Origin of the sequence: Microbacterium oxydans (assembly GCF_000956525.1) — a bacterium.
Taxonomy (GTDB): Bacteria; Actinomycetota; Actinomycetes; order Actinomycetales; family Microbacteriaceae; genus Microbacterium; species Microbacterium oxydans_A.
In genome coordinates, this window is record NZ_JYIW01000025.1 from 198,689 (window position 1) to 225,643 (window position 26,955).

Here is a 26,955-nt window from a genome sequence, read left to right on the forward strand (position 1 = left end):
TCACGCGAGGCGTGGCGCCTCGTGGCTGACAGATGCGTCGGATGAGATGGCCCGCAGGGGGGCGGTCGTCTCCCCGTGGTGGCGAGAGCGCGCGGTGATTCGCACCTCGCCCGTCTCCCCGGTCGAGCGAACAATTGCAAGCGCCCGCCCTCGGTAGGTCGTCGTGCGCGCCGAGAGGAACGAGTCCACGGGCGCCGGATTCGCAGTGCCAAACCCGACGAGTTCGGCAGGTCCGCTGACTTCGAGGTCAACGTGGTCATCGTCGAGCATCTCGACGACACCGTCCGCGTCGGCCAGCTCAACGTGCACGAAGGCGAGGTCGTCGCCGTCGGCGAGAAGCGTGTCTGCTTCGGGACGCAACTGCACGCTCACGTCGGACGCAGAACTCAGCTCAGTGCGGCTGACCTCTATGCCATCCCGGTAAGCGATAGCGCGCACGGTTCCGCTCTCCCACCGAGTAGTGAACGAGAAGCGGAACTCTGTGTTCCGTCCGGCACGCCGACGCCCGATAGAGCGATCACCCACCACCAGCTCGATCTCGTCGGCGGTGCTGTACACCGTGATCTCCGCGCGCTTTCCTTCGCTGCCGCGCCATGCCCAGCTTTCCACCGCGTCCGTGACACGCCACGCTGACCGGACGTAGGGTTGGCCGGCGCGGTCGAGTGGGCGAACAGTGATGACGGGCGCGTCCAGCACACCCCAAGCCGCCTGAGCGAGGCGAAGAGACGCGTCGGGCCGACCAGTGAGATCGAACATCCCGGGGCCCGCGACAACATACGGGTACGGTTTCGCCAGTCCGGCCTTCTTCCCTGGCACCCACACGGCCACTCCGGCCTCGCCGAGATACTCCCAGCCCGCCCACACGAAGTCGCCGATCACCGCGGGGATCTCCTGAGCAAGGCGCCACGCCTTCGCAACATCACTGGGTAGTGTCTCTGAGCCCAAGATGACGCGGTGCGGGTAGCGTTGCGCATCGCCTTTGTAGCGTGCGATCCCGTAGTTGTATCCGGCGACGTCGACCGTGGCGAACGCGTCGCGGGAGGCGCGGTCTGCGCGTGGGAGGCGGGAGACGACGCTCATCATCCGCCCGATGTGATTGATCATCACATTCGCTTCGGTGCTTCCCGCCATCGCCTCCTCGGAGCGATCTCCCTTCGCGCTGTAGGGCGACGCGTTCATCGAAACCATCGCGTTCAGGAAGAGATTGATGGCTACGGTGACCGGCCTGGTGGGGTCAGCGGTGTGGAAGTACTCCGTGATCTCGCGCGACAGCTCAACGCCCGCGGCGGTGGCTGTCTCCGGGATCTCGTTACCAGAGGCGTACATGATGACGCTGGCGTAGTTGCGGTCTTTCGCAATGAGCGCGTCAGCATCGTGGCGCCATGTGTCACGGAATCGGTCCGAGTGGTCGAACCGTGACTTACGCACGAACCAGTAGTCGGCGAGCTCGTCCAACACGTACATCCCGAGTTCATCGCACGCGTCGAGCAGATCCCGCGATAGCGGATTGTGGGCGCTACGAATCGCGTTGAATCCCGCGTCTTTGAGGATACGGATCCGCCGGTACTCAGCTGCGCGATGGGTCGCCGCACCGAGGAGGCCGTTGTCGTGGTGGATGCAGGCTCCGGCGAGGAGGACTCGCTTGCCGTTGATGCGAAGCCCCTGCTGAGCGTCGACACTCACCGTTCGAAGCCCGACTCTGCCTCTCCACTCGTCGAGAACGTCGTCGGCTGACTCTGCGCTCACGAGTAGCTCGTAGCGGAAGGGCGTGTCTGCGCTCCACGGGCGGGGATCAGTGACGTCGAGATGAATAGTGCCGGACGCGCCGTGAAACAGCCCCTGCGCGACGGTCTCGCCGTTCGCGCTCAGTCGAGCGGTCACGCGGGTGGACGCCGGCGCCTCCCCGGACATGCGCACATCAACGCGCACACCGGCGCGTGCGCTCTCGATCTCGGTGGTCGTTACTCGCACGGAGTCGGGGCCGAAGTGTGTCAGCGGTCGAGTGATCACGTGGACGGGCCTGTACAGTCCGGAGCCCGGATACCATCGCTCTGCGGGCTGATCGCGATGGTGGACGATGACGCGAATGTCATTGACCTCGCCGCGTCTCACGACGTCCGTGATATTCAGCTCTGTCTCGGTGTACCCGCTCCGCACGGTCCCGACCTTCTCGCCGTTGACCGTGACATCTGCGTCACCTTGGACGCCTTCGAAGACGAGCACGACATCCCCGTCTCCGTGCGGGGCGCTCCACTGTGTCACGTAGTCGTAGTCGCCCCCGCGGAACCAGCCGGTCTCGGCGCCGCCGCTCGCCTCTGGGTCACGCCCAGCTCGCAGCATCGCATCATCGGGGAGGCGGACGGTCGCCTCGGTCCCATCGTCCGAAGTAACACGCCACGTGGACAACAGTGTGTCGGACCGCGCAGCGGTGGGGCGCATCAAAGTCATCGTCGTCCTCAATCTGGTGCGAGGCCGAGAGGCCTCATGTGCATCAAATCATGAACATTGACGCGTGTCAAAGCCGATAATTCCACGCGCCCGAAAGGCGTCTGGGGAGGAGCCTCGACGATTCCGTGACGGCTGCTTCGGAACCGGGGCGGTGACGGGGCTAGGATGTTGACACGCGACAATGACGCGTGGAGATTTTCTCGTAAACTGGCGAAGGCGCCAGAAGGAGACCGACATGACCAACAGTGCGGACGTGGCTGCGAGAGCAGGGGTCTCTAGGTCGACCGTGAGCCAGATTCTGAACGGCCACGGACACCGGTTTCGCCCGGACATGGTCGACCGCGTGCAGTCAGTCGCGCGCGAGCTCGGGTATCGACCTTCCATAGCAGGTCGAGCCCTCGCCAGGGGGACCAGCGACATCGTCATCACGCTCCTGCCCAATATCTCGCTCGGTCCGCGCCTGCGGGAACTCATCGACAGGGTCACTGACGAACTCGCACAAGCGGGCCGCACTAACCTCATCAGGTTGTCCTCCGGCGACGCGCAGATCGACGAAGCCGTCCTTGCGTTACGGCCCGCGGGGCTATGGAGCGTGGCGCCGCTGGCGCCAACCCAGCGCGCTCGCCTGGACGAAGCGAACGTGGCGGTAGTTGACCCGCCGCGCGAGTACCAGGAAGCCATCGACCGTGAAATCGGCGCGATGCAAGCACGTCACCTCATCGAACGGGGCTACACAGCCGTGGCTATCGCAACTCCCGAGGCGCTGCGCGAGCAGCCTTACGCGACGGCCCGTGAGCGAGGAGCACTGGAGGAATGTCAGCGGGCGGGCGTCGCGGTGTTGCCGACCATCCGCCTTTCCCTCGAGCGGGGCAGTAGTCAGCAGACGGCCGAGATGCTGCGGGGGCAGAGCGTCGGTATTGCAGCGTACAACGATGATGTCGCGCTTGCCGTCATGTCGGCAGCCATTCGCGCCGGGCGCAACGTGCCGGACGATATCGGAGTCATCGGGGTGGACAACACGATTGCGTCAGGGGTGACTGAACCGTCGCTGACCACAATCGACATCGATGTGCGCTTCAGCGCCCACGAGATCGTGCGGGCGCTTCTCGACGGGCCGGAGGTCTTCACCCTCGACGAGCTTGACACCATGAAGTCATCCGTCTCGGTGGTCGACGGAGGTAGCACGGCGCGCTGACGTCGGAAGGGCTGGGAGATCGCCTTGATCTCCCAGCCCTTCCTCTGTGCGGTTTAGACCTCGGTGACCTGCGTCAGGAGCGTCTGCGGCAGATCGGCTGGCAGAGCGCCTTGGCTGTACATCACGAGTTGATCGAGCGTGAGACCGATGGCCTGCGCCAGTGTCTCTTCGTCGGCGCCGTTCAGGGCGTCAGACAACACTGCCCGTCCCCGGGGGTGACTCAACCAGTCCCCGATGGTGCTCGCGGAGGTCAACGCCGGAACCGCCACCTCCACGCGCGCAACCTCGACGACATCGGTCAGCTCGCCATCCACAGTGACGGTGCTCCAGAGCGCTCGGTTACGAGAGCAATGGTGAACTTCGCCACTCAGCTCGACACTGCCCTTCAGGGGCGTGGATGCGGACGACCCGCCGATGAAGAGGCGGAGGGCTCCCGGTTCGACCACCCAGCCTTCCCGGCGGTCCCACAACGCGAACATCTCCGAGGGGATCTCGACCAGCACCTGTCGCTCTTCACCCGCGCGGAGGAAGACTCGCTGGAAACCCAGCAGCACGCGAGATCGACGAACGACTCGCGCCACCAGGTCGCGACCGTACACCTGAACGACTTCGTCGCCGTCTCGGTCGCTCGTGTTCGAAACGGTGAATGTGCAGCGGATCACGCCGTCGGTTCCGACTTGGGGTGCCTGGAATGCGAGATTACGGTATTCGAACTGGCTGTAGCTGAGTCCGTGTCCAAAGGGGAACACCGCGCGTGCCGAGCCGTCGACATAGCTGTCGTTGCTCTGCAGCGTCCTCCAGTAGGGAACGGGCGCGGAGCCAACATTCTCCAGCATGGCGATAGGGAGCCTGCCTGCCGGGTTCACGTCGCCGAAGAGCACGGCGGCGGTCGCGGCTCCGGCTTCCTCTCCGCCGAGCCAGGCAGAGACGATTGCCGGAGCACGGTCTGCGAGCCAGCCCAGCACGTACGGGCGCGCATGGCTGAGCACGACGATGGTCGGTGTGCCCGTGTCCAGGACTGCTTCCACCAGCTCGCGCTGCACGCCCGGTAGCTCGCATGTAGCGCTGTCGAGTCCCTCTCCGACTGTCCCGAAGCCGTTGATGCCAGCCTGGTCTCCGACAACAAGGACGGCGAGATCGGAGCGTCGGGCTGCGTCGACGGCGGCCGGGATGTCTGAGCGGTCCATGCGCTCGACCGGGCACCCCACTTCGTGCAACACGGTTGCCGCGTCACCAGCGCGCTCGCGGATTCCCTGGAGGAAGGTGACGAGCGGCACGGTGTCCACGAGGAGATCGGCGTCGTCGGCGCCGGTCTTGCCACGCAGCTCCTCGACATCTTCGAGACGAGCCTGCGGGTTCGCCGCGAGGGCGAACCGCTTCGTCATGCTGTCGAGGACCTGGTAGGCGTAGTGCCCGAGCTGACCCATGGGCCGGTCCGCGTTCGGCCCGATGACGGCGATGGTGTCAGGCGTCCTCGTCAGCGGGAGAAGCGGGGTGCCGTTGACCGCGTCGTTCTTGAGCAGGACCACCGAGCGTTCGGCGACCCGCCGCGCCAGCCCCCGTGCAGCGGAAGAGTCGAGAGTCTCCGGGACCGAATCGATATCCACGTAGGGGCTCTCGAAGAGGCCCAGGCGGAACTTTGCCCGGAGGATTGCCCCGACGGCCCGGTCCAGCTCGCCTTCGGTGAGCAGTCCCGTCTCGACGGCCTCCACAATGCGGTCGGTGGAGACGCGGTTGTCGAGGTCGATATCCACGCCTGCGCGAATGGCGTCAGCAAACGAGGCCACCAGCGAATCGCTCACGCCATGCTTGGTATGGAGCTGCCCGATGGCGTCGAGGTCGGAAATGACTACTCCGTCGAAGCCATAGTCCTGGCGGAGGAGGCCGTCGAGGAGTTCCGGGGACCCGGTGACGGGCACGCCATCGAGGTCGTTGTAGGACGGCATGATTCCATCGGCGCCCCCATCGCGGATCGCCATTTCGAACGGAACACCGTAGAACTCGCGCAGGAGTCGGTCTCCCACCTGAGCGGGCTCGGTGTTGCGTCCGCCGTCGCTCGCCCCATAAGCGACAAAATGCTTGAGCGCCGCGATGATCGGACTTCCCGGGACCGCGTTCTGCAGCCCCCGAACGAAGGCCGATGCCGTCGAGCCGACGAGGTAGGGGTCCTCACCGTAGGTCTCGCCGACTCGTCCCCATCGCGGGTCGCGAGCGACGTCTGCGAGCGGAGACAGCGCCATCCTCGCGCCGAGGGCTGCCATCTGAGCCCCGATCTCCGCACCCATCTCCCTGATGAGTTCCGGATCCCACGTCGCTGCCTGAGCGATGGCGTCCGGGAAGGTGGTCGCGCCCTGGACTTTGAAACCGAGGAGCGCCTCCTCCGCGAGAAGGACGGGGATACCGAGGCGCGTGTCCTCGATGTGCTTGCGCTGCAGTTCGTTCACGCGCGCCGCCGCCTCCCGGGGCGGCAAGTTCAATGCAGCGATGGCGGCGGTTGCAGTACCCCAGCCTGTCGCAGGCGGGGTGTGTGCATCGACAGCCGTGCCGAAAGGTGATGCCGTCTGGGCCGCTTTCTCTTCGAGTGTCATGCGCTCGAGGAGGTCTCGTACTCGCACCCCCACAGGTTGGGTGGAGTCGCGGTAGGGCAGGTAGTCGTCGTTCACAGCAGGTCCGTTCAGTGGGTCAGAAGAGGAAGAGGCGCGGCGCGCTCAGATCGCGTACGTGGAGAACCGGGTGATTCCTGTCTCAGGGATGCGGGTGGGAATGGCGCGACCAGGTACCAGCCCGCTCCCGGGGAAGGGATAGGGGATCAGCGAGCCCGAGGCGGTCTCATCGCCATTCAGGTGCAGCGTCGGAACCAGCTCGTCGCCCTCGAGCTCGAAAGCGGTCGCGGAAAGGAAGGAAGCCGTCCGTCCGTCCGTCCCTGACAGGGTGATCCAGAAACCTCGGCCGAGGAGATAGACCCCGTCCGGGCCGTCCTCGATGACGATGGCGTACCCGGGATAGACCGGTGTGACGTACCCCCACTCATCCTTCGTGTGCAAGGTCACGGTCACGTCGCCGAGGACGATCTCCGCACCTGGGTTCTCTTCGTTCAGGATGATGGCGCGCATCTGCGCGTCCGGATTGGCCGCGACGACGGCTGCCGCGGCCCGAAGGAGGTGGAAGGCGTCGGCGAGGGGAGCGAACTCAGGATCTGTCGGCGTATAGGAGTCCACACCGAACGGGGAGACGCCAAGTGCGGCGTGGTTGCCGATGGCTTCGAACATCTGCGGGATGCCGGGAGAGTCGCCGCGCAACTCCGGGATGAGCAGGCGCCCCCGGCGGGCCTTGAAACCGGCCAGTACCTCTGTGATGTCATCGACGTAGATGTCAGGTGCGAGGAAATCGATGTCCGGGGCGAGTTCTTCCCAGATCGCGGCGACCGGCAGAACGGGCCCACCACTTGGATATTGCCCAGGTCGTTTGCCGCCGGCAAGAGCGACCGGTCCGTCGAGTACGCTATCGCGGTCGAGCCAGGCGTTGACGAACAGGGGAACATTCAGTTCCGCGCGCCCGGCGGCAGCCACGACCTGAGTGTAGGCGGCGAAACCTGCCGCCATGAACGCTTCGTCGACGCGGTCGCCCGCCGGGAAGACCTCCGCCCAGGTTCCTTCCCTCAGGCTGCCGTGGGCGACCCATTCCGCGTGGAGAGGGGCGTCGACGTCACCGGCAACCGCATGAATGACAGCGGCAGGCACACGGTCATTGAACAGGCGCTCCGCATTATTGCTGCGGTCGCGGGTGTCGCCGAGCAACCCGATCTCGTTCTCCACCTGCACCGCGATCACCGTGCGGTCGGCGTCCACCGCGGCTATGTGCTGCATCAGGGCAGCGAACGCGCGCGCATCGGCCTCGCGTGACGTGGACCCGAACGGCGTGAGATGTTCGGCATGGTGACCGGTCGATAGGAGAGAGCGCGGGAAGCGCTCCGCGTCCCGCTTCACCCATGCCGGGACGTACGTCGAAGCGGCGTTCTTCCACGACCCGAACCACAGAGGGATGAGCCTCAGGCCTCGCGAACGCGCTCCTTCAATCATCGCGTCGACAAGGCGCGTGTCGTAGGAGCCCTCAACCGGCTCGAAGAGGTCCCATGCGACAGGTGCAAGAACTGTGTTGGCGCCGAGGAGCGCGACCGTGTCGAAAGACGCGGTGATCGCCCGTTCGGTGCTTGAGCTGGAGTTATGTACTTCCGCTCCGATGACCACGAAGGGTCGGCCGTCCACGCTCAGGTACGGCCCGGTCCAAAGGTCAGTCGTGCTAGGCAACAGTGTCACTCCATTTCGTGGTCGGGTGCCGACGCGAGAGAAGGCGCCCTGGATAAAAGATGCCTCCGTGTGGCCGAGGAGCTGTCACTCGGCCACACGGCGGCACCGGGGACTAGCGGGTCACCGCACTCCGCGGACGCGGGCTGCGGTGACTGCGGCGCCGAGGGCAAAGACTCCACCCGCGATGAAGAGGGCGGTGTAGTTTCCAGACCCTCCGCCGATGGCGAGAAGAAGTGGCGCGATGACAGGCCCGATAGCGGTCGCCAGAGTGCCGGACACCTGGTAGATCGACATCCACTTTCCGCCAGCGGCAGGGTCGGGCAAGACGTCAGAGGCAAGGGCGAGATCGACCGAGTTGAACGCGCCGGAGCCAGCGGAAATGAGCACGCCTCCGATGATGTAGATCCCGAAGTCAGGTGCGATAGCTGCGATGGCCATACCCGCGGCGATCATCCCCGCCGCGATGTAGATGAATGGCTTACGCCGGCGCAACTTGTCCGAAAGGAACCCACCCAGGATCGTGAATCCGATAGTCGCGAGCAGGGCCAGCCCGCCGGCGACAGCGAGCTGCTGACCCGCCTGTTCCGCGGTGAAGCCGAGTCGGTCCAGGAGGAAGTACAGCTGGTAGGTGCTGAAGAATGCCGTTCCCACTCCGATGCACAGCTTTCCGACCCACACGAGCGAGAAATCCGGGTGCTTGAGCGGGTTGAACAGCAGGCTGCGCAGGGACGATCCAACCTTGACGGACTGAAAACGCTCCGGTGCAGGGCTGTCGGGGATGACGAGTACCCACAGCAGCACACCGAGCGCGAAGACGGCGACGGGGGCCAGGAAGAGCAGCACCACGTTGTTCAGCAACAGGCTGCCAACCAGGGTGGCGGAGACGCCGGCAATCGACGCCATAACGCCGCTCAGCGCACCCAGCTTGCCTCGCTGTGCGGGGGGCACGTGTTCGGCGAGGGTGGGGTTCATGGCGACGCCTACGAGGGATGCGGCGAGCTGAGCGATCACGTATCCAACGAGGATGAGAGGCACGTTCGGCGCGATGGCAATCAGGAACGCACTGATGGCAAAGACCGAGAAGCCGAGAATGAGGAACGGCCGGCGTCGCCCCCAGGCGAACTTGCTTCGGTCGCTGAGTACACCGAGTACCGGTCCTGCCGGCAGCAGAACGATGGCACTGATACCGACGACCAGACCGAGCACGGTCTCCTTGCTCGCGGGGTCGACCAGCTGAATCTTGTACGGGAGGCTGAAGAGCGCCGGCATGAACAGGCACAGGAAGTACCCGAAGTACGCGAAGCTGTACACGAAGACAAAGCCCGGCCCCACCTTCGGAATGCGCAGCTCCGCCGTCGTGGGATCCTCCTCATCCTCCGCCCGCAAGGTGAGCTGAGATACGTCCTCGATAGGTGTGTTGGTCGGCACGATGTTTGCCGCGTCTTTGCGTCTCATGGGTTTGCCTTCATCACGGGCCCGTCATCGGGCGCTCTGGTCCGAGTCGGCTTCGGGGGCCGATATCGGTGTTGATAGGTACAGGGAACCACTGTTTTTGACGCGTGTCAATCCGCCGAGCAACTCGAGTCGACCCGCCCATCGTTCATCTACGGGTCGACCGCGATGGCTCGGCGGCCGGAGCGGTGGCGGGCGGCGGGGTCGCCAACGTGAACCGCACTACGCCACTGCGCCGGCGGATGGAGGGGATGTGGTACGCGTCGGATGGCGGTCGCGGTTCGAGAGACGGCAAGACCACAACGCTGCCGCTTTCTGTCTCGTCACCGTTGAGCTCCCGGTAGACCTCCACGCCGCTTTCGTGAGCTCTCAGCTCTTCGACCTTGACGATCTCCGCTCGACCTTCTGCGCAGAAGAACGACAGTTCAGCTCCTCTGCCGCATGCGAGGAACGTGTCCTCAGACTCCTGAACGATGAGCCCGTAGCCCCACTCGTGGAACCCGCCAACCCTATTCGGCTCGCGTCGTGCAATGGCGGTGTACCTCCCCAGTGCAAGCTCTTGCTGCTCGAGCTCGGCATGAAGTCTGAAGCTCCCGATGGGAGGCGCTGAGTTGACCTCTGCGAGGACCGCTAGTGCCCCGTAGGCGTCGAACAAGGCCTCACCCTCGGGCAACTCCGTGGTGTCGATGCCGAACGGTGAGACCCCGATAGCGGAGTGCGAGCCCAAGGCGACGAATGCGTCTGCGACACCAGCGAGATTTCGGCGCATCTCCGGGATGAGAAGGCCGCCACTGAGGCCGATGTAGTCCCTGCAGATCTGGTCGAAGTCCCCGAAGTAGATGTCGGGGACGAGCAAGTCCAGCGAGGGCGCGAGTGCGCTCCAGATTGCTCCCACATGGGGGAGTGGGCCACCGCTGGGGTAGATGCCTGGCTCCTGTCCCCCCGCCGGATTGCCATCCGCAACCTCGAGTTGCGTATACAGCCAGGCGTTCGCGAACAGGGGGAGCGGGTACTGGGCTCTTCCCGCGGCGGCGACTCGCTCAACATGGCGTGCATAGGCCGCCGCCATGAAGGCTTCATCAGTGTCTGTGGTGTCTCCGAACATCTCCGACCACGTGCCTGCTTGGTGTTCACCGCGAGAGCGCCACGACGCTCGAATGCGAAGAGGTGCATCCGTGCGGAGCGCGGCGAGGACGTCTTCCGGAACGCTGCTGCGGTAGGCGTGTTCTGCCGCAGCGCTACGGTCTCGGGAGTCGCCCAGGATTCCGACTTCGTTCTCCACCTGGACCATCACGATGGTTCCTTCGGCGGCATCGATGTCCCGGATGTGCGCCATGAGTGCGGCGAAGGCCCGCGCGTCCGCTTCTGCGGCTTCGGTGGCGAAAGGGGTCAGGCAGTCGCGAGTCTCGTCCGTTCTGATCTCGGCTCGGGGGAAGCGCTCCGGGTCGGATCGCACCCAGTCGGGAACGTAAGTTGAGCGCCCGTTCTTCCATGCCCCGAACCAGAGCGGGATCAGATGCAGATTCTTGTCACGCGCTGTGGAGACGAGCTCGTCGACAAGAGAAAAGTCGAACTCCCCTTCGTGGGGCTCCAGCTGTCGCCACGAAATAGGCGCCAGAACGGTGTTGAGATTCATGCCGTCCAGGGCATCGAAGGCATCTCGAATGGCGGGGCGGCTGCTGCTCGAGGAATTGTGTAGCTCGCCCCCGAGGACGACGAAGCGCTTGCCATGGACGTGAAGGTGCTTCACCCCTCCCTCGCTGACAAGCCGGGCGGGCGGGGCTACAGATGGTGTACGTGGCATGGGTCCTCATCGACGAAGTACGGTGGCAAAAATGTAGCAGATGTACTGTTTTCGTTCACGTGGTTCAGCGTCGCGTCTACTGCCAACGCAGTACATCGGAGCCTGCGCACGGACCACGCGAGCGCGACGGGGAGAAATCAGAGTTGAAGCAAGCACTCGCGCGCACGCTGATGCGCCTTTCGAAGGACTCTCATGGCTCGACTACTTTCCCGGCTCGGCCGGTTCTCCGCACGTCATCGCTGGGCGGTGCTGATCTCCTGGCTCTTGGCCGTCGCCGTGCTTGCCGTGGTCGCGCTATCCGGGATGAAGTTCGGCGACGAGGGTTTCGATGTTCCGGGCACTCCCTCCAGCGAGGCAATGAGCGTGCTGGATGAGGAATTCCCCCCGGACGACTCGGATGTCGGCTCGTTGCAACTCGTCATCCAGAACCCGGACGGTGACATTGTCGATGCAGAGGCGATGACTAGCATCGCGGATGCGCTCGCCGACGTCCGTGACATCGACGGGGTGGAGTCCGTCTCCGACCCCTTTGACCAGGCCCGTCCGTACATCTCCGAAGACCTCTCGACTGCGGTCGCTACCGTGTCCGTGGACAACGCCGCAGATGCAGGAACCGCCACCGAGCGCCTCGCAGAAGTCGCGCAGACTCTGCGTGCTGATGGTCTGAACGCCGAAGTCGGCGGCTCACTCGGTGAAGGGGTGCCGGAGATCCTCGGGCCGAGCGAGATCGTCGGCGCGGCCCTCGCATTCCTGGTCCTTCTCATCACTTTCGGCTCCCTGGTTGCGGCCGGCGCGAACATGTTCACCGCGCTCATCGGCGTGGCTGTAGGAATCCTCGGTGTGCTGGCGTTCTCCGCGGTGACCCCCATCGGGTCCCTCACCCCGATCCTGGCCGTCATGCTCGGCCTCGCCGTCGGGATCGACTACACACTGTTCATCCTCGCGAGGTTCCGCACCGAGCTTCGCGAGGGGAGAGGCTTGCACAGTGCCATTGGCGTCGCCGTCGGCACTGCCGGGTCTGCGGTCGTCTTCGCCGGAGCCACCGTGATCATCGCGTTGACCGGGCTGACGGTGGTGGGTATCCCGTTCCTTGGAGAGATGGGTCTCGCCGCAGCGTTTGCGGTTGCAATCGCTGTGCTGATGGCGCTGACCTTGGTCCCCGCCTTGCTCTCGTTCATGGGGACTCGGGCTCTGTCGCGCCGGGACCGCAAGCTGGTGGGGACGGACGTCACGGAGAAGAACGGCTTCATCGCAGGCTGGGCGCGTTTCGTCACGAGGCGTCGCGCACTCAGCCTCCTGGGTGGCACGGCACTGCTCGTCGTGGCGGCTGTGCCGCTCATGTCGATGCAGACGGCGCTCACCATGCCTGGAGGAGAGGATCCCGACTCTACGCAGCGCGCCGCCTACGAGATCGTCGCTGACAAGTTCGGCGACGGCGCCCAGGACCCGCTGGTCGTTCTCGTGCGATCTGACAATGTCGAGACGGTGCTTTCCCGTGTCGTCGACAACCTTGCCGAACTCGACAACGTCGACATGGTGATCCCCGCCGCTGTGACGGACGACGGTGACACGGCGATGCTGACGGTCATGTCGAAGTACGGCCCGCTCGATTCGCGCACGACAGACCTCGTGCACGACATCCGCGCCGAGGACGGCGAGATCAGCGGAGCGCAGCTTCTCGTTACGGGAGCAACAGCAATCGGCTTGGATTCCGACGAGCAGCTGCAGTCCGCCCTCATGCTGTACATCGCACTCATCGTCGGACTCTCGCTGGTCCTGATGGTGATCCTGTTCCGTTCGCTTCTCATCCCCCTCGTAGCGACCGCGGGCTTCCTGCTGTCGCTCGGCGCCGGCCTGGGCGCAACGGTCGCAATTTTCCAGTGGGGCTGGCTCGACGTCATCGTCCAAGCTCCGCAGGGGAACCCGCTGCTGAGCCTCCTGCCCATCGTGGTCACGGGCATTCTCTTCGGGCTGGCGATGGACTACCAGGTGTTCCTCGTCTCTCGCATGCACGAGGCTCACGAGCGGGGGCTGACGCCACTGGAGGCCGTGCGCGCGGGTTTCCGACACTCGGCAGTCGTCGTCGTGGCGGCAGCCGCCATCATGGCCGCCGTTTTCGGAGGATTCGCCATGAGCCATTCCTCCCTGGTCGGCTCCATCGCTATGGCTCTCACCGTCGGCGTCATCGCGGATGCGTTCATCGTCCGGATGATTCTCGTGCCGGCAGCGCTCTCGTTGCTGGGCAAGGGAGCATGGTGGATTCCCAAGTGGCTCGACCGCATCCTTCCCACTATCGATGTCGAAGGGGCAGGTCTTGACCAGCAGCCCGCGCCACGGCCTGAGAACGCCCCGGTTCCCGCGCGTGATGCCGTTGGGGTCGGACGGTGATGAGGCATCAGCGATAGTCCGATGGAGCGGGTGAGAGAATCATCCGCATGATGATGACGAGGAGGCGGCGGACAGTGAGCCTGCACCGATGGGAATGGCTGCTGGACGTCGTCGCCCTCGTCGCCTTCATCGTGGCCGCCGTCACAATCATCGCGGATCGCGCGTGGTGGACGGCTCCCGGCCTGGTCCTGGCCGCCACAGCGGTTATCGGAAGGCGCCGCCTGCCCGTCTGGGCGGCGACGGGCGCGGTGGTTGCGAGCGGGGTGGTGCTGTTCACGCCGAACATCGCTTTCCCCACCTGGGTGCTAGCCGAAGTTGTCCTCTTCACCCTCGCTATCCGCGCCCTTAGGACTTGGACCCTCGTTCTCGCCGCGGTGCATGCCCTCGTGCTGTATGCCGGCGCGATTGTCGTTTTCGATGAGCGTCCCTGGGAGCCAGTCGCACTGATCCTTCCCGTGTGGACCGCTGCGGTTGTCGCCTTCGGGATGGCCTTGCGATCCAACGATGACTACGTCCGGGCCTTGGAAGCGCAAGCACAGTCAGCGGTCGCCTTCCGCGAGAGCGAGGTGGCGCGCCACGTCGGGGAAGAACGATTGCGAATCGCCCGAGACCTGCACGATTCGGTCGCCCATTCAGTGTCGGTCATATCGCTCCACGCGGGATCCGCGGAGCGACACCTCGAGAAAGACCCCGAACGCGTCACAGCCTCCCTCCGACAGATCCGCGCGTCGAGTCGGGAAGTGGTGGACGAGCTCCAGGAGATCCTGACTCTTCTTCGCGACCCCCTCGGATCGAGCGAGACTGAGGAAGTTCCTGGTCCCGCGGCACTCGATTCTCTCGTCGCGACAGCGCGACGGGCCGGACTGCACGTGCAGGAGACCCTCGAGCCCCTGCCAAGCTTGGACCGCTCTGTCGGAGTCGCCGTGTATCGGATTCTGCAGGAGTCCTTCACCAACGCGCTGAAGCACGGCGCCGGTGATGTCGTCGTAAGCGTTCGGCCAGAGGGAAACATGGTGCACATCGACGTGAACAACGCGGTGGCACATGGAGGGACCCGAGGCGCGGGTTTCGGAATCGTCGGGATGACGGAACGTGCGGCCAGTGTGCACGGGACCCTCGAAGCTGTACACAACGGCAGCCGATTCGAAGTGACGGCGCGACTGCCGATGCACCTCCACTCACACGAAGGCGAGTATTGATGACGACCGTCGTGCTCATCGATGATCAGGGTATCGTCCGCGCTGGCATCCGCGGGGTGCTCGAGTCCGCGGACATCACTGTTCTGGGGGAAGCGCAGGATGGAGGAATCGGCGTCGGACTCGTCCGCGAGGTTCTCCCCGACGTCGTGCTCATGGACCTGCGCATGCCGGGGATCAACGGGGTCGAAGCGACGAGAAGGATTCGGGCCGATGCTTCCCTGGCATCGACGCGCGTTCTGGTGCTCACGACCTTTGACGGCGACGCGGACGTACTCGCCGCGTTGCGAGCCGGTGCGGACGGGTTCATCAGCAAGTCCGCCGAGCCGGATGAACTCATCGATGCCGTCGAACGTACAGCTGCCGGCGAGTCGAGCTTGTCCCCTCGAGCTTCCCGTGCTGTCACCGCCCATCTTGCGTCCGAAGGCGAGCCTCGTAAGCCGGACGCGGAACTCAGCGCGCGCATTGCCTCGCTGACCCCCCGCGAGCGAGACTTTGTCATCGCCGCCGCGACAGGCGCCGACAACGCTGAGATCGCGGCAGCGCAGTCGATCTCTCCGTTCACGGTGAAGACGCATCTCAACCGCGCCATGGCGAAACTCGAAGCCCGTGACCGGGGGCAGCTGGTAGCTATCGCCTACAAGAGCGGGCTCGCGCCCTGAAACGAAAGAAACCGCGTCCGTGAACAGTGACTCCAAAATACCTCTGGCCCGACCCGTGATCGGCTCGCTCGTGGAGCGGCATCTTGGTCTGCTGGTAAACGACATGGCCGATCTCACCGACGGGATGTACAACGCGGCCTATCGTCTCAGCCTGTCGGACGGGTCTCAGGTCGTTCTGAAGGTCGCCCCACCGGACGATGCCCCTCGCCTTTGCTACGAGCATGGTCTGATGCGCTCTGAGGTGTCCTTCTATCGGCACGCCCGCGGGAGGGCTCCGGTGCCCGCGGTGCTTGCCAGTGACTTCAGTCGGCAGGTGGCCGACCGGGATATCGTCATCCTCTCCTTCCTTGACGGCGGGCCCCTCAATCGGGTCTCTGACTCGCTGACGTCTGCTGGGCGAGTTGCCGTGAGGTCACAGCTCGGGGAGGCGGCCGCTCAGCTCCACGCAGTGAAGGGGTCGAGCTTCGGATACGAACGGCCGGCGGATGGGCTGGTGCTGAGCGGGAGCTCGTGGGGCGAGGCGTTCCAGCGCATGTGGGACGCGGCGGTTTCGGATATCGACCACTATCGTGTTCGCATCGATATTTCGACCGTAGATCTTCGCGCGGTGATCCGAGGTCATCTCGGACTACTCAACGAGGTGGACGAGCCCGCTCTGGTTCATTTCGACCTCTGGGACGGTAACGTCTTCGCATGTGCGGACGGTCACACCGCGAGGCTGAGTGGCATCATCGACGGCGAGCGGATGTTCTGGGGTGATCCACTCGCCGACTTCGTGTCAACGTCCCTCTTTCGGGACCCTGCCGGCGACTCGGACTTCAACGCGGGATATGCCCGAGCGGGTGGGACCCGGTGGGAGTTCAATGAACAGCAGAGGACCCGGCTGGCGCTCTACACGGTGTATCTCTGCATGCTGATGCTCGCTGAAGCTGTTCCGCGCGGCTATAGCGGCCCGACCGTCGACGCGGATCAACGGTTCGTCGCGGACCGGCTGCACGAATCCCTACGGCTGTTGAGGTGAGCTGACATCTCTCCTCGTTTCCGCACCGCTCTTCACGGGCCCAGCTGCGCTGCGAAAGCGCTACTCGGGCGGTCCAGCGGACACGCGGTCAACGACGCGGCCGAGCATCGTGGAGAAGGAGTGAAGCTCCTCAGGCTTCCAGTCGTCGAGTAGGCCCGCGAGTATCCGTTCGCCCTCGTCGAAGAGCGCGGTGGCCGCCGCGACTCCGTCCCGAGTCAGGGCGATGCGTGACGCGCGAGCATCGGTGGCCACCGCGACCCGTGCCGCGAACCCACCGAGAACAAGTCGATCCGCGATCTTGCTTACAGTGCCGCCGGACACGCGAAGTGCGAGTGCGAGCTCGCTTGGCCTCATCGGACCATTCAGCCCCAGTAATAACAACGCGGGGATATCCCTGGATTGGATGCGTACGCCGGCTCGTACCGCCATAGATGCTTGGAAATCCTCAGAGGTCCAGACCTGGACGAGCGTCATCAACGACGTCATCGTCGATGAGCGGAGGGTCGCGCTGAACGCCAGCTGCGCGGGGTCGGCATCATGGTCCACTCGTCGTGGCATCGTCACCTCCTAGGCAAGTACTTGCCAGCGTAAAATAGTTTGGTTAGCGTTGCAGTGCGTCTCGAATGAGTAGATCACGCATTCGTCGAGGGATCATGCTCGTCGACTGCGCGGCGCTAGTAGCCGGGCCGCGGGCGGAAGGAAATCAGTATGACATCCGGAACATTCGACCTCATCGTCGTGGGCTTTGGCGCCGCAGGAGTTGCAGCGGCCATCGAAGCGGCGGATGCGGGAGCGACGGTGCTTGCCATCGACCGCGGATTCGGTGGGGGAGCGACGGCGCTGTCAGGCGGCATCGTCTACGCCGGCGGCGGAACCCGCTACCAGAAGGCCGCGGGGGTCGACGATGACCCGGGCAATATGTTCCGATACCTGACGCAGGAAGTCCGTGGTGCAGTGAGCGACGACACTCTTCGTCGGTTCTGCGATGAGAGCGCCGAGACCATCTCATGGCTAGAGCGACAGGGAGCGTCGTTCCAGGCTTCGCTCGCCCCGTTCAAGACGTCGTATCCGACGGACCGCCACTATCTGTACTACTCAGGCAACGAAAAAGCACACCCCTATAAGAAGCACGCGCGGCCTGCTCCGCGTGGGCACCGGCAGATCGCGAAGGGACTCGGCTCCGGCAAAGTTCTGTACTCGCGACTGAAGGCGAGCGCGCTGAAGAAAGGCGTCGTTTTCCTGCCGCACACCACGGTCGACGAACTCATCGTTGAGGACGGCACGGTTGTGGGAGTTCGCTACCGGTCAGCGGATGAGCGCAACCTGCCTGCCAGCTACGCCCGCCGTAGCGTCCTCGCTGCAAAGGCGGGGAACTGGGCGCCGGCAATCGGGGAGCGCGTCGCCGCGACTCTGCATCGAGATTGGGAGGGTGCGGCTCGGCCAGGAGAGGCACGCGGTCATGCTGTGCTTCTCTCCGGGGGTGGCTTTGTGCATAACCCTGAGTGGATGAAGAAATGGTCGGGACCGTACCGAGACATCTCACCGCTCGGGACAGCGGCAGACGACGGCGGAGTGATCTCCCTCGGACTGACTGCAGGCGGTGCGACGGACCACATGGACCGCATGACCGCGTGGCGCTTCATCAACCCCCCGAGCGCCATGGCTGAGGGCGTGGTCGTCGACGGTGCGGGGCAGCGAATCGCGAACGAGGACCTCTACGGCGCGACGTTCGCAGACCACATGGTGCGCGAACATGATGCGCGGGGATACCTGATCCTCGATTCGAAGCAGTGGCGCAAAGCACGCAGGCAGATTCGCACGCAGACCAACAGCTTCCAGCTTCTGCAGCTGCTCTACCTCTACACGATTGGTCATCGGAAGGGTCGTGATCTCAGCGCCCTTGCCCGCAAGCTCGACCTTCCCGTGAACGCAACCGCCGCGACGATCACCGCATACAACTCCGGAATACTGTCGGGTGCGGGAGATCCCGCGGGGAAGGCGCCGGAACTCTCCTCCACCGTGATGTCGGGACCGTTCTTCGCCGTTGACCTCTCAGTCAAGAACTCGCCGTTCTACCCGGCTCCGGGGCTCACCTTGGGTGGTCTCAAAGTGGACGAGCAGTCGGGCGGTGTGCTCACCGAATCTGGACAGGTGATTCCGGGTCTGTTCGCAGCGGGAAGAAGCGCAGTCGGTGTGTGTTCTGTCGGCTACATCAGTGGCTTGTCTATCGCTGATTGCTTCTTCTCGGGACGACGGGTAGGACGAATCGTGGCGCGAGCCGTCGAGGGTACGGCGGATCCGGCGGAATCAGCCGCACTCTGAGCCACGGGCAGCGGGACCCGTTTATCCCGCCGGCACCACTGAGCAACGATGCACGGAGGCATGATGAACACAATCGACACCGAGGGCCCGAGCGCCCACGACATTACCGTCGACGTTCTCGTCGTAGGGTCCGGAACCGGGATGGCGGCCGCACTCGCCGGACACGAGCTCGGCCTGGAATGCCTCGTCATCGAGAAGACGCCCTTTGTCGGAGGATCCACAGCCCGTTCGGGCGGTGCGTTCTGGGTCCCGGGGAACGACACGCTTCGCCAGGGGCGCGCTCCGGAGACCGAGGCGTCCGCCCACCGATATCTCGAGGCTGTGGTGGACGATGAGTCGCGGAGGAGACGGTGGGAGGCGTTCCTCGAGCACGGACGGGACGCCGTCGCAACGCTCGCGCGCACCACACCACTGGGCTTCTTCTGGGCGCGGGGCTACTCCGACTACCACCCCGAGAACCCCGGCGGTTCTGCGATTGGTCGCACCTGCGAGAGTCGACCATTCAACACATCGCGATTGGGTAGGGAGAAAGGCAGACTGCGTCCTGGCGTGCTCGAAGCCCCCATTCCGATGCCCGTGACGGGGGCTGACTACAAATGGCTGAATCTCATGACGAGAACACCCCTGCGGTCATTGCCGAAAGTCGTTCGCAGAGCCGTGCAAGGGATAGCCGGCGCTGCGTTCGGGCGCACATACGTTGCGGGTGGGCAGGCGCTGGCCGCCGGAATGTTCGCGGGCCTCGTAAAGGCACGTGTTCCCGTATGGACTCGAACCGCGCTTGTCGAGCTTGTCTACGACGGCCGTCGGGTCACCGGCGCGGTCATCGACCAGGATGGCACGACGGCCACCATTCACACGCGACGGGGAGTCGTTCTGGCGAGCGGAGGGTTCGACCACAACACTCGCATGCGCCACGATTATCAATCCACGGCACTCATCCCGCACGCGAGCCTTGGAGCAGAAGGTAACACCGGAGACGCCATCGTTGCGGCCACCGCTCTAGGGGCAGGCACAGACCTCATGGGCGAAGCCTGGTGGTTCCCCGCTGTCGCGCCGCTCGCCGGCGGTCAGCCTGGCGTTCTCCTCGCGGAGCGATCCTTGCCCGGTTCTCTCATCGTCGATGAGACGGGCTCCCGGTTCATCAATGAGGCGACGGACTACATGACTTTCGGGCAGCGAGTTCTCGCCAGAGAACGGGGCGGGAACCCGGTCCAATCGATGTGGCTCGTGTTCGATCAGCAGTACAAGAACAACTACTTGCTCGCGGGGTCGGTGTTCCCGAGGATGCCGCTTCCCCGGGCCTGGTACGAGCAGGGTGTCGCGGTCACCGCTCAGACAGCCAACGATCTGGCAGCCAAAATGGACGTCTCCGACGCGAGGTTCGCGAGCACTATCGAGCGCTTCAACCTGCTCGCCGCGTCGGGAAACGACTACGACTTCCACCGAGGGCAAAGCGCCTACGACCGTTACTACGGTGACCCTACCGTGCAGCCGAACCCCAACCTTCGTCCCCTGAGCGGAACTCTGTACGCCGTTCGCGTCGTCCTGTCGGATCTTGGGACGTGCGGCGGGCTCACGGTCGACGAACGTGCTCGCGTGCTTCGCAAGGACGGATCCGAGATTGAAGGGTTGTACGCCATCGGAAACACAGCGGCGAACGCCTTCGGCCGTCGCTACCCGGGCGCGGGTGCGACCATCGGCCAAGGCATTGTGTTCGGCTACGTCGCAGCAAGGGACCTCGCGCGGGTTTAGCAAAGCCTTTCCGGGGCGATGAGCTCGATACTCATTCGATATATGCTGGCGCGCCTCCCTCGGTCACTCAGAGGCTCGTGTCTTCGGCCCTTCCCGTCGGGGAAGGGCCGAAGGCCTGAAGATGGCTGCCCAGGAACGTAGTCGCTACCCCTCCTGCTCTGCGGCAGTCAGAGGACCGAAGGATCACTCCGCTGGAGGTCCGCTCGCCGCCATCCGGTGACAGTGCGGCACTCGACCTTCGTCAAGCACCTCGAGGTGGCGACGCACTATGGAATTGCCCCGCTCCGCTCGCGCTAGCCTGTGGTCTCTTCGGGTGTCAGGCTTTTCTCCAGGAACGCGATCTTCCTCTCGTTGTATTGGTCTCGCCACGGCGAGACCTCGGACATGTAACCGTGAACGAGTACCGCGTCACGGACCGGCGGAATAAGCAGTTCGTTGTCCACGCCCGCCGCATCGAGTTTCGCTGAGAGGTCACGCGCCTGGTCGGGGAAGGATCCCGTGTTGCCGTCAGCGATGAACGCGGGCGGCCAGGCACTGTTCGCGTAGGTGATGATGTTCGATTGCGCGATAGTGTCCCGGGACGTGCCGACGTAGGAGCGTAATGCGAGATCGAAGAGGAGATCCCTCGAGAGCTCGGGCAACTGCGTGGCGCCTGCTCTACTGGCGTCCAAGGCGGCGCTGTCCAACACCACAGCTTTCAGGGCATCGACGTTGATGGTCGCTTCGATGCCCGCTTCTTCGGCATAGGCCGGATCTGTCTGAATGTTCACGTATTGGCCGACGATGTGACCCCCCGCGCTGCTGCCCGACAACACGACTGCATCCATGTTCAGTCCCAGCTCGTCCGCGTGCACGGTCAGATACTGGATGGCTTCTCCGAGTTGCCTGACGGGCACGGGGTATGGCACCTGAGGGGCGAGTCCGTAATTGATGGCGACGACGTTGTACCCATTTTCGAGGAGGGGTTGGCTGTTCACTGCGAACATCGCTGACTCGGAGACCGGGGAGTTCGGGTCTCCTGTCGCCTTGTCGCCGATGATGAAGCCACCGCCGTGAACGACCACGAATGTCGGACGGTCGACGGTGGGGTCGTTGTCAGCGATGTAGACGTCGAGGTAGCTGTTCGGGTAGGTCGAGCCATACTGCAGGACACTGGTGAGTTGCACGCCCTTCTCGACCCTTGTCTCGGTGGGCGCATGTGGCTCAAAGGAATTGCCCGAAGCGGACGATTCTTGAAGCGCAACCGCGACCGGAGTCGGGTCGATGGCAACGACGGTCATACCTGCCGAGAGGAGAACCGCAAGACTGCCCGCGACCAACCCGGTTGCGCGAGTGATAACGGTCAGAACCGACCGATGTTCGGATCTCTTTCGTCGATTCTGAGACCATGCGATGACCCACAACGCGACGGTCAAGACGATGGTAATGACGAGCGCTGCGATGAACAGCACGTATTGCAACGTCGCGATCCACAGCAGCTGGGAAACTGCGCCGGCGCCAGCGACTACCGCCACCGCGATCCGCCGCGCGTCCCGCTGTCGACGCAGAATGGCGACGGCGATGATGATCGACAAGGCAGCGGAGGCGAAGGCGAGGGGAACACGGTGCCTGACGATGAAGAACTCGAGCCACATCAGCAGCATCGATGCAAGGCCGAAAAGGATGAGGCCGACGGTCTCGTTCCTTCCTCTAGAAGGCAGCCTGGGATGTCGCATGTTCACTCCTTCTCTGTCCCCACCGGGTTGGTGCTCAAGCGGGCGGTGAGGAAGCGGACTTTCTGCTGGTTGTATTCGTCGGTCAAGGGTGACGGCGATTGCATGAAGCCGTGCTCGACCGGCCCCTGGGCTTGAGGAAGGTGCAGTTCGTTGCACACGTCCAAGCCATTCAGTCGCTCGTGAAGGTCCCTGGCCTGATCGGGGAACGACCCCGCGTTCCCGTCCGCGAGAAAAGTGGGAGGAAAGTGGCGACTGACGTGTGCCGTCACATCTGCTTCTGCCCACACCGCGCGCCGTGATCCGAGGTAGACACGACGGGCCAACGCGAACAGGTAGCTCTGACGCGGCGCGGGCGCTTGTGGACGACCAATGCGCTCGACGTCCAATGCGGCACTGTCCAACACGACGGCAAGGAGCGTGCCCGTCATCACAGGTTCGAGGCCTATCGCTCGGGCATAGCCGCTGTTTGTCTCGATGTTCACGAACTGCCCGACTATCTGACCGCCGGCGCTGATACCCGCCAGGACGACTCGACTCATGTCGATCCCATACGCACCGCCCTCGCGCTGCAAGAAGGAGACCGCTTCCGACAGCTGCAAGACCGGTGTGGGGTAGCAATGCTCCGGTGCCAGCGCGTAACCGACGGACACGACGTTGAAGCCCGCGTCGAGCATGGGCCGACATATGACTTCGAAGTCTCCGACCGGGCCTGCGGAGGGGTCGCCGCTCGCCTTGCTTCCGATGATGAATCCACCACCGTGGACGAACACATAGGTCGGGCGAACAGTCGTGGTGTCGGCGTCCGTGACGTACACGTCCAGATAGCTGTTAGGAAATCTGGACCCGTACGCCACGTCGCTGATGCGGAGCGCGCCATACCTGGTGCGCTGTTGCCGACCTCGTTCGCCCGCCGGCGTGAAGCTATTTCCGAATCCGAGCTTCCTTTGAAGGGCGGTCGCTATCGCTTTGGGTGCGATGTGCGCCAGTGCCTCACTCAGGGATGTGCGTGGCGAACGTGTCGTTTTCATAGTTCCTACCCGTGTCGGTTTTCGCTGCTATCTTCCCGAACGGAACTGGCGCTTGCGTCGGAATTGATCGATGCAGACAGCGCCGGCGAGGATGACACCGACGAAGATGTTCTGCATGAGGGGGTTGACCCCGCTTGTCGCGAGACCGTTGTTGATGACGGCGAACAGCAACGCCCCCAGCGCGCTTCCCGTGATACTTCCGATACCACCGAAGAGGCTGGTGCCCCCGATGATGATCGCGGTGAGGACCTGGAAGGTGAGCGCGTTGCCTCCGGCGAGGGGCGAGGCGCTGAAGATGCGGGACGCGCCAAGAATGCCCGCGAGTGCAGCAACCCCGCCGCTGGTGGCGAAGAGCACAAGGTCGACGCGGCCGACCTTGATGCCGTTTGCGAGCGCGGCCTTCCGATTGCCTCCCGTTGCGCGTACGTCGTAGCCGAACGCCGTGTGCTCGAGGACAAGATGGAAGATCACTCCGATTGCGGCGGCAATGAAGATGAGGTTCGGGATGCCGAGGATGCTGCCACTTCCGATGTTCGTGAAAGCCTCCGGGAATCCGAACACGTCGCGGCCGCCCGTGATGACGACCGCAACACCAGTGGCGATGAAGAACATCGCAAGCGACGCGATGAGCGACGGGACCTCAAGGAACACCGCTAGCGCCCCCGTCATCAGCCCTGCAATAGCACCCACAGCCATGCCGACGAGGATTGCCAGCGGCCAGGGGAGTCCCGCGACCATACTCAATCCGGCCACAACCGCTCCGAGGGCGTAGATGGCGCCGATAGAGAGGTCGAGGCCGCCTGCGACGATGACGAGAGTGACGGGGCACGCCACGATGAAGTACAGCGTTGCCGAGCGCAGGATCTCCAGCCAGTTCGCGCCGGACATGAAGGCCGGGTTCGTGACCTGGAACGCGATTGCCAGCAGGGCGATGACAACGATGAGTCCGATGAGCTGGGAGTAGCGACTCAGATCCAGCTTCGTGTGAGCCCGGTGACGCGGTCGAGCGGGGGCGGTTGTAGTGGTCATGCGGATGCTCCTGCAGTGTCATCGTTCAGCGAACCGGTGATGAGCGCGATGATCTCGTCTCGAGTGGTGTCCTCTCGCCGACGAACGCCAGCAACTGCGCCGAGCCGCATCACGTGGATCCGATCTGCGAGTTCGAATACCAGGCCCATGTCGTGACTGATGAGGATGACGGTGTTGCCTCTGTCGCGCAGGGTCGCGATGATGTGGGCGGCTTGGGCCGTCTCTCGGACACCGAGCGCAGCCGTCGGCTCGTCGAGGATGACGATGTGCCCGCCGGTGCGGACTGCGCGTGCGATGGCGATAATCTGGCGCTGCCCACCGGAGAGCATGCCTATCTGAGTTCGTACGGATGAGACCGTGACGTTGAGCTCATCGAGGAACTCACGGGACTCGGTCTCCATGCGGCGTCGATCAGCGAACAGCCCGCGGCGAGGGATCTGCCCCAGGAACATGTTGGTTGCAACGTCGAGGACCTCGACCAAAGCCAGGTCCTGGAAGACGGTCGCGATGCCGGCCGCGCGCGCATCCGCGGGGCTGTGGAGCGAATGTTCCTGGTCCCGCACCCATACCTCGCCGGAGTCCGGACGGTGGATTCCGCTCATCGTGCGGACGAGGCTGGACTTGCCGGCTCCGTTGTCTCCGACGATGGCGAGGATTTCACCGGGGTATGCGTCCAGATCTACGTCGCGGAGGGCGACGACGTGACCGAAGGACTTGGTGATTCCTCGAAGTCGCAGTGCCGGAGCCGTCACGGTTGCGGGGGCGCTCATTTGGAATCCTCGAGGTACTCGTCGAGGTTTTCTGCGGTGACGAAGACGGTTCCGGTGTCGATGTTGGTCTCGATCTCCTTGCCCTCTGACAGGGCCACGGCGTTGTCGATGGCGGTCTCTGCCATCCCGCAGAAGTCCTGCTTGCTGGTCCCGTAGAGCGTGCCCTCGCGGATGCCGGCAACGACCTGGTCCGTGAGGTCGTTGACCACGCCTACGACGTCACCCTCGGCACCCTTCTCCTTGATGGCTGTCGTGATGCCCGCGACGGCCGTTCCCTGCCACGACCAGATCACGGTCGTCTCCGGGTGGGTGCTGAGTGCTCGTGACACGACATCGGCCGTCTGGGACGCGTCCGCGTTATCGAAGACGGTGTCTACGATCTCGACGTTGGCGGGGAGGGCCTCTTTCAGGCCTTCGATGATGACCTCGCCAGCACCGCCGGGACCGTTGGTGACAATCAGCAGCTTCTCCGAGTCGCTGATCTTGCCGATCTGCTCGGCCACTGCAGCCCCGTACTTGGAATACGCGGTGCCGACCGTGAAGTCCTGAAGAGATGTTGCATCGGCCGTGTTGATGGTGCCGACGATGATTCCCGCGTCCTTCGCTCGCTGCATCAGCGGGTTGAACTGAGCAGGCTCGACCGGAACCATCAGTACGGCGTCGTAGCCCTGTGTGATGGCTTGCGAGATGCGGTCAACGCTGAACGCATTGTCCACGGCGAGGGCCGTTGGTCCGGCGGTGTCCGCCTTGAGTCCGAGCTCTTCGGCGTGAGCAAGGAAGCACTCGTCGAAGGTCGCCCAGTCAGGGTAGGCGGGCAGCGGGTTCGACATGAAGATGCTCTCCAGCTTGTCCGGTGCGGGAGACGCCGCCGGGGCGGAGGAGCATCCTGTGAAGATGAGTGCGGCTGCGGTCGCGGCGGGGATAAGCATTTTGTTGCGCATGGTTCACTCCGTTGTGGTGGGCGCGAGCACGGAATTGTGATCGCGGGGGTTGTTAGAGGTGGTTGTCGAGGGATGCTGGCGTGATGGGCTGTCGCACAGAGCCCGGGCCGCATTGGCAGCGATGGTCTCGACGATGACTGGCCATGCTTTCTGGGGCAGCTCGTGGCCCATGCCCGCCACGACTTCGAGCCGGGATGTGGAAATGAGGGCATGTAGTTCGTGCGACGCGCGCGGGTCGATAAGGGCGTCGGCATCTCCGGTGAGGACAAGGGTGGGTGCTGTGATGCGGCGCACGGACTCGGTGCGGTCGCCCGCTCTGAACACGGCGGACGCCTGCCTCGCGTTTCCGCTCTTTAGCGCGTCGCGGTCGAAGGACGCTTCGGCCAGCTCTCGCAACCACGCGTGGTCGCGTGGGTAGATGTCTTCGTCGGAGCTGCAGGCAAGTTCCCCGTCGAGGAACAGTTGTATGGCCTGCTCGCGCCCCAGATCCTCATGGTCTTCGAGGATCTCGCGGTCGACGGCTTGTGGAAGAAGCCATCGCGATGACGCTGTCGTATAGATCAGGCTGAGTGATGCGACGAGCTCGGGGCGTGTGATGGCGAGAAGCTGGGAGATCATTCCTCCCATGGATTGACCGACGACATGCACGCGGGTGAGATGTAAGGCGTCGAGAAGCCCGGCGGTATCTTCTGCCATATCGTCGAGTGAGTATGTGACCGAGGGGAACTTCTGCGAAAGGCCGACGTCGCGGTTGTCGAACCGTACGACGAAGAAGCCCGCGTTGACGAGCAGCTGGCAGAACTCTTCGCGCCACTTGATCATCTGGGCTGTGAGCCCTTCGATGAGCAACAGAGGGCGCGCGGAGGGATGTCCGAACGTGTCGTAGAAGAGCTCAGTGCCGTTGGCGACAGTGATGTGTGGCATT

At 64.1% G+C, this 26,955-nt stretch carries 19 protein-coding genes; 7 read left to right on the top strand and 12 right to left on the bottom strand.

Annotated elements, in window-relative coordinates; all coding sequences use genetic code 11:
• On the bottom strand, positions 1-2,439 hold the full coding sequence (locus tag RS83_RS11320; RefSeq protein WP_156153184.1) for a glycoside hydrolase family 2 TIM barrel-domain containing protein: 2,439 nt from the start codon (positions 2,437-2,439) through the stop codon (positions 1-3).
• 244 nt (positions 2,440-2,683) lie between these two features.
• Here RS83_RS11320 and RS83_RS11325 point away from each other — a divergent pair, with 244 nt between their 5' ends.
• Positions 2,684-3,643: a LacI family DNA-binding transcriptional regulator gene (locus RS83_RS11325; protein WP_045279629.1), complete on the top strand. Its 960-nt coding sequence runs from the start codon at positions 2,684-2,686 to the stop codon at positions 3,641-3,643.
• Between the two features lie 53 nt (positions 3,644-3,696).
• Here RS83_RS11325 and RS83_RS11330 read toward each other — a convergent pair whose 3' ends face one another.
• From RS83_RS11330 to RS83_RS11345, 4 genes are all read right to left on the bottom strand, one after another.
• Positions 3,697-6,306 (bottom strand): beta-glucosidase family protein, encoded by a 2,610-nt coding sequence (locus RS83_RS11330; RefSeq protein ID WP_231587771.1) that lies wholly within the window; start codon positions 6,304-6,306, stop codon positions 3,697-3,699.
• 45 nt (positions 6,307-6,351) lie between these two features.
• Positions 6,352-7,959 (bottom strand): DUF5597 domain-containing protein, encoded by a 1,608-nt coding sequence (locus tag RS83_RS11335; RefSeq protein ID WP_269429888.1) that lies wholly within the window; start codon positions 7,957-7,959, stop codon positions 6,352-6,354.
• Positions 7,960-8,070: 111 nt separating this feature from the next.
• Positions 8,071-9,405 carry an MFS transporter gene (locus tag RS83_RS11340; RefSeq protein ID WP_045279630.1) on the bottom strand — a complete coding sequence of 445 codons (1,335 nt, stop codon included), beginning with the start codon at positions 9,403-9,405 and terminating at the stop codon, positions 8,071-8,073.
• 145 nt (positions 9,406-9,550) lie between these two features.
• On the bottom strand, positions 9,551-11,152 hold the full coding sequence (locus tag RS83_RS11345) for a DUF5597 domain-containing protein (RefSeq protein ID WP_045279631.1): 1,602 nt from the start codon (positions 11,150-11,152) through the stop codon (positions 9,551-9,553).
• Between the two features lie 246 nt (positions 11,153-11,398).
• Here RS83_RS11345 and RS83_RS11350 point away from each other — a divergent pair, with 246 nt between their 5' ends.
• From RS83_RS11350 to RS83_RS11365, 4 genes are read left to right on the top strand one after another with little or no spacing between them, the layout of a single operon-like run.
• The gene (locus RS83_RS11350; protein ID WP_045279632.1) at positions 11,399-13,594 is read left to right on the top strand and encodes an MMPL family transporter; all 2,196 of its coding nucleotides are present in this window, start codon (positions 11,399-11,401) and stop codon (positions 13,592-13,594) included.
• Between the two features lie 47 nt (positions 13,595-13,641).
• Complete coding sequence (locus RS83_RS11355; RefSeq protein WP_045279633.1) at positions 13,642-14,793, top strand: sensor histidine kinase; 1,152 nt, start codon at positions 13,642-13,644, stop codon at positions 14,791-14,793.
• The gene (locus RS83_RS11360) at positions 14,793-15,452 is read left to right on the top strand and encodes a response regulator (RefSeq protein WP_045279634.1); all 660 of its coding nucleotides are present in this window, start codon (positions 14,793-14,795) and stop codon (positions 15,450-15,452) included. The genes RS83_RS11355 and RS83_RS11360 overlap by 1 nt, the downstream gene beginning before the upstream one ends.
• 19 nt (positions 15,453-15,471) lie before the next feature.
• The gene (locus RS83_RS11365; RefSeq protein WP_156153185.1) at positions 15,472-16,473 is read left to right on the top strand and encodes a phosphotransferase family protein; all 1,002 of its coding nucleotides are present in this window, start codon (positions 15,472-15,474) and stop codon (positions 16,471-16,473) included.
• Between the two features lie 60 nt (positions 16,474-16,533).
• Here the strand turns inward: RS83_RS11365 and RS83_RS18340 are convergent, their stop codons facing one another.
• Positions 16,534-17,031: a MarR family winged helix-turn-helix transcriptional regulator gene (locus tag RS83_RS18340; protein ID WP_082071646.1), complete on the bottom strand. Its 498-nt coding sequence runs from the start codon at positions 17,029-17,031 to the stop codon at positions 16,534-16,536.
• A gap of 150 nt (positions 17,032-17,181) precedes the next feature.
• On the opposite strand from RS83_RS18340, the gene RS83_RS11375 reads away from it, so the two are divergent.
• Together RS83_RS11375 and RS83_RS11380 are read left to right on the top strand one after the other, a co-directional pair.
• Complete coding sequence (locus RS83_RS11375) at positions 17,182-18,795, top strand: FAD-binding protein (RefSeq protein WP_045279636.1); 1,614 nt, start codon at positions 17,182-17,184, stop codon at positions 18,793-18,795.
• 63 nt (positions 18,796-18,858) lie between these two features.
• Positions 18,859-20,547: a 3-ketosteroid-delta-1-dehydrogenase gene (locus RS83_RS11380; protein WP_156153200.1), complete on the top strand. Its 1,689-nt coding sequence runs from the start codon at positions 18,859-18,861 to the stop codon at positions 20,545-20,547.
• Positions 20,548-20,840: 293 nt separating this feature from the next.
• Here RS83_RS11380 and RS83_RS11385 read toward each other — a convergent pair whose 3' ends face one another.
• The 6 genes from RS83_RS11385 to RS83_RS11410 form a co-directional block, all read right to left on the bottom strand.
• Complete coding sequence (locus RS83_RS11385; RefSeq protein ID WP_045279638.1) at positions 20,841-22,262, bottom strand: alpha/beta hydrolase; 1,422 nt, start codon at positions 22,260-22,262, stop codon at positions 20,841-20,843.
• Between the two features lie 2 nt (positions 22,263-22,264).
• A complete protein-coding gene (locus RS83_RS11390; protein WP_045279639.1) occupies positions 22,265-23,290 on the bottom strand; it encodes an alpha/beta hydrolase in 1,026 nt (341 codons plus the stop codon).
• Between the two features lie 27 nt (positions 23,291-23,317).
• The gene (locus tag RS83_RS11395; RefSeq protein ID WP_197072113.1) at positions 23,318-24,178 is read right to left on the bottom strand and encodes an ABC transporter permease; all 861 of its coding nucleotides are present in this window, start codon (positions 24,176-24,178) and stop codon (positions 23,318-23,320) included.
• A 137-nt stretch (positions 24,179-24,315) separates the two neighbouring features.
• Positions 24,316-25,089 carry an ATP-binding cassette domain-containing protein gene (locus RS83_RS11400; RefSeq protein WP_045279640.1) on the bottom strand — a complete coding sequence of 258 codons (774 nt, stop codon included), beginning with the start codon at positions 25,087-25,089 and terminating at the stop codon, positions 24,316-24,318.
• On the bottom strand, positions 25,086-25,919 hold the full coding sequence (locus RS83_RS11405) for a sugar ABC transporter substrate-binding protein (RefSeq protein WP_197072114.1): 834 nt from the start codon (positions 25,917-25,919) through the stop codon (positions 25,086-25,088). The genes RS83_RS11400 and RS83_RS11405 overlap by 4 nt, the downstream gene beginning before the upstream one ends.
• A 114-nt stretch (positions 25,920-26,033) precedes the next feature.
• Positions 26,034-26,954, bottom strand: coding sequence for an alpha/beta fold hydrolase (locus RS83_RS11410; protein WP_052679087.1), 921 nt, complete (start codon positions 26,952-26,954; stop codon positions 26,034-26,036).
• Position 26,955: the final 1 nt, after the last annotated feature.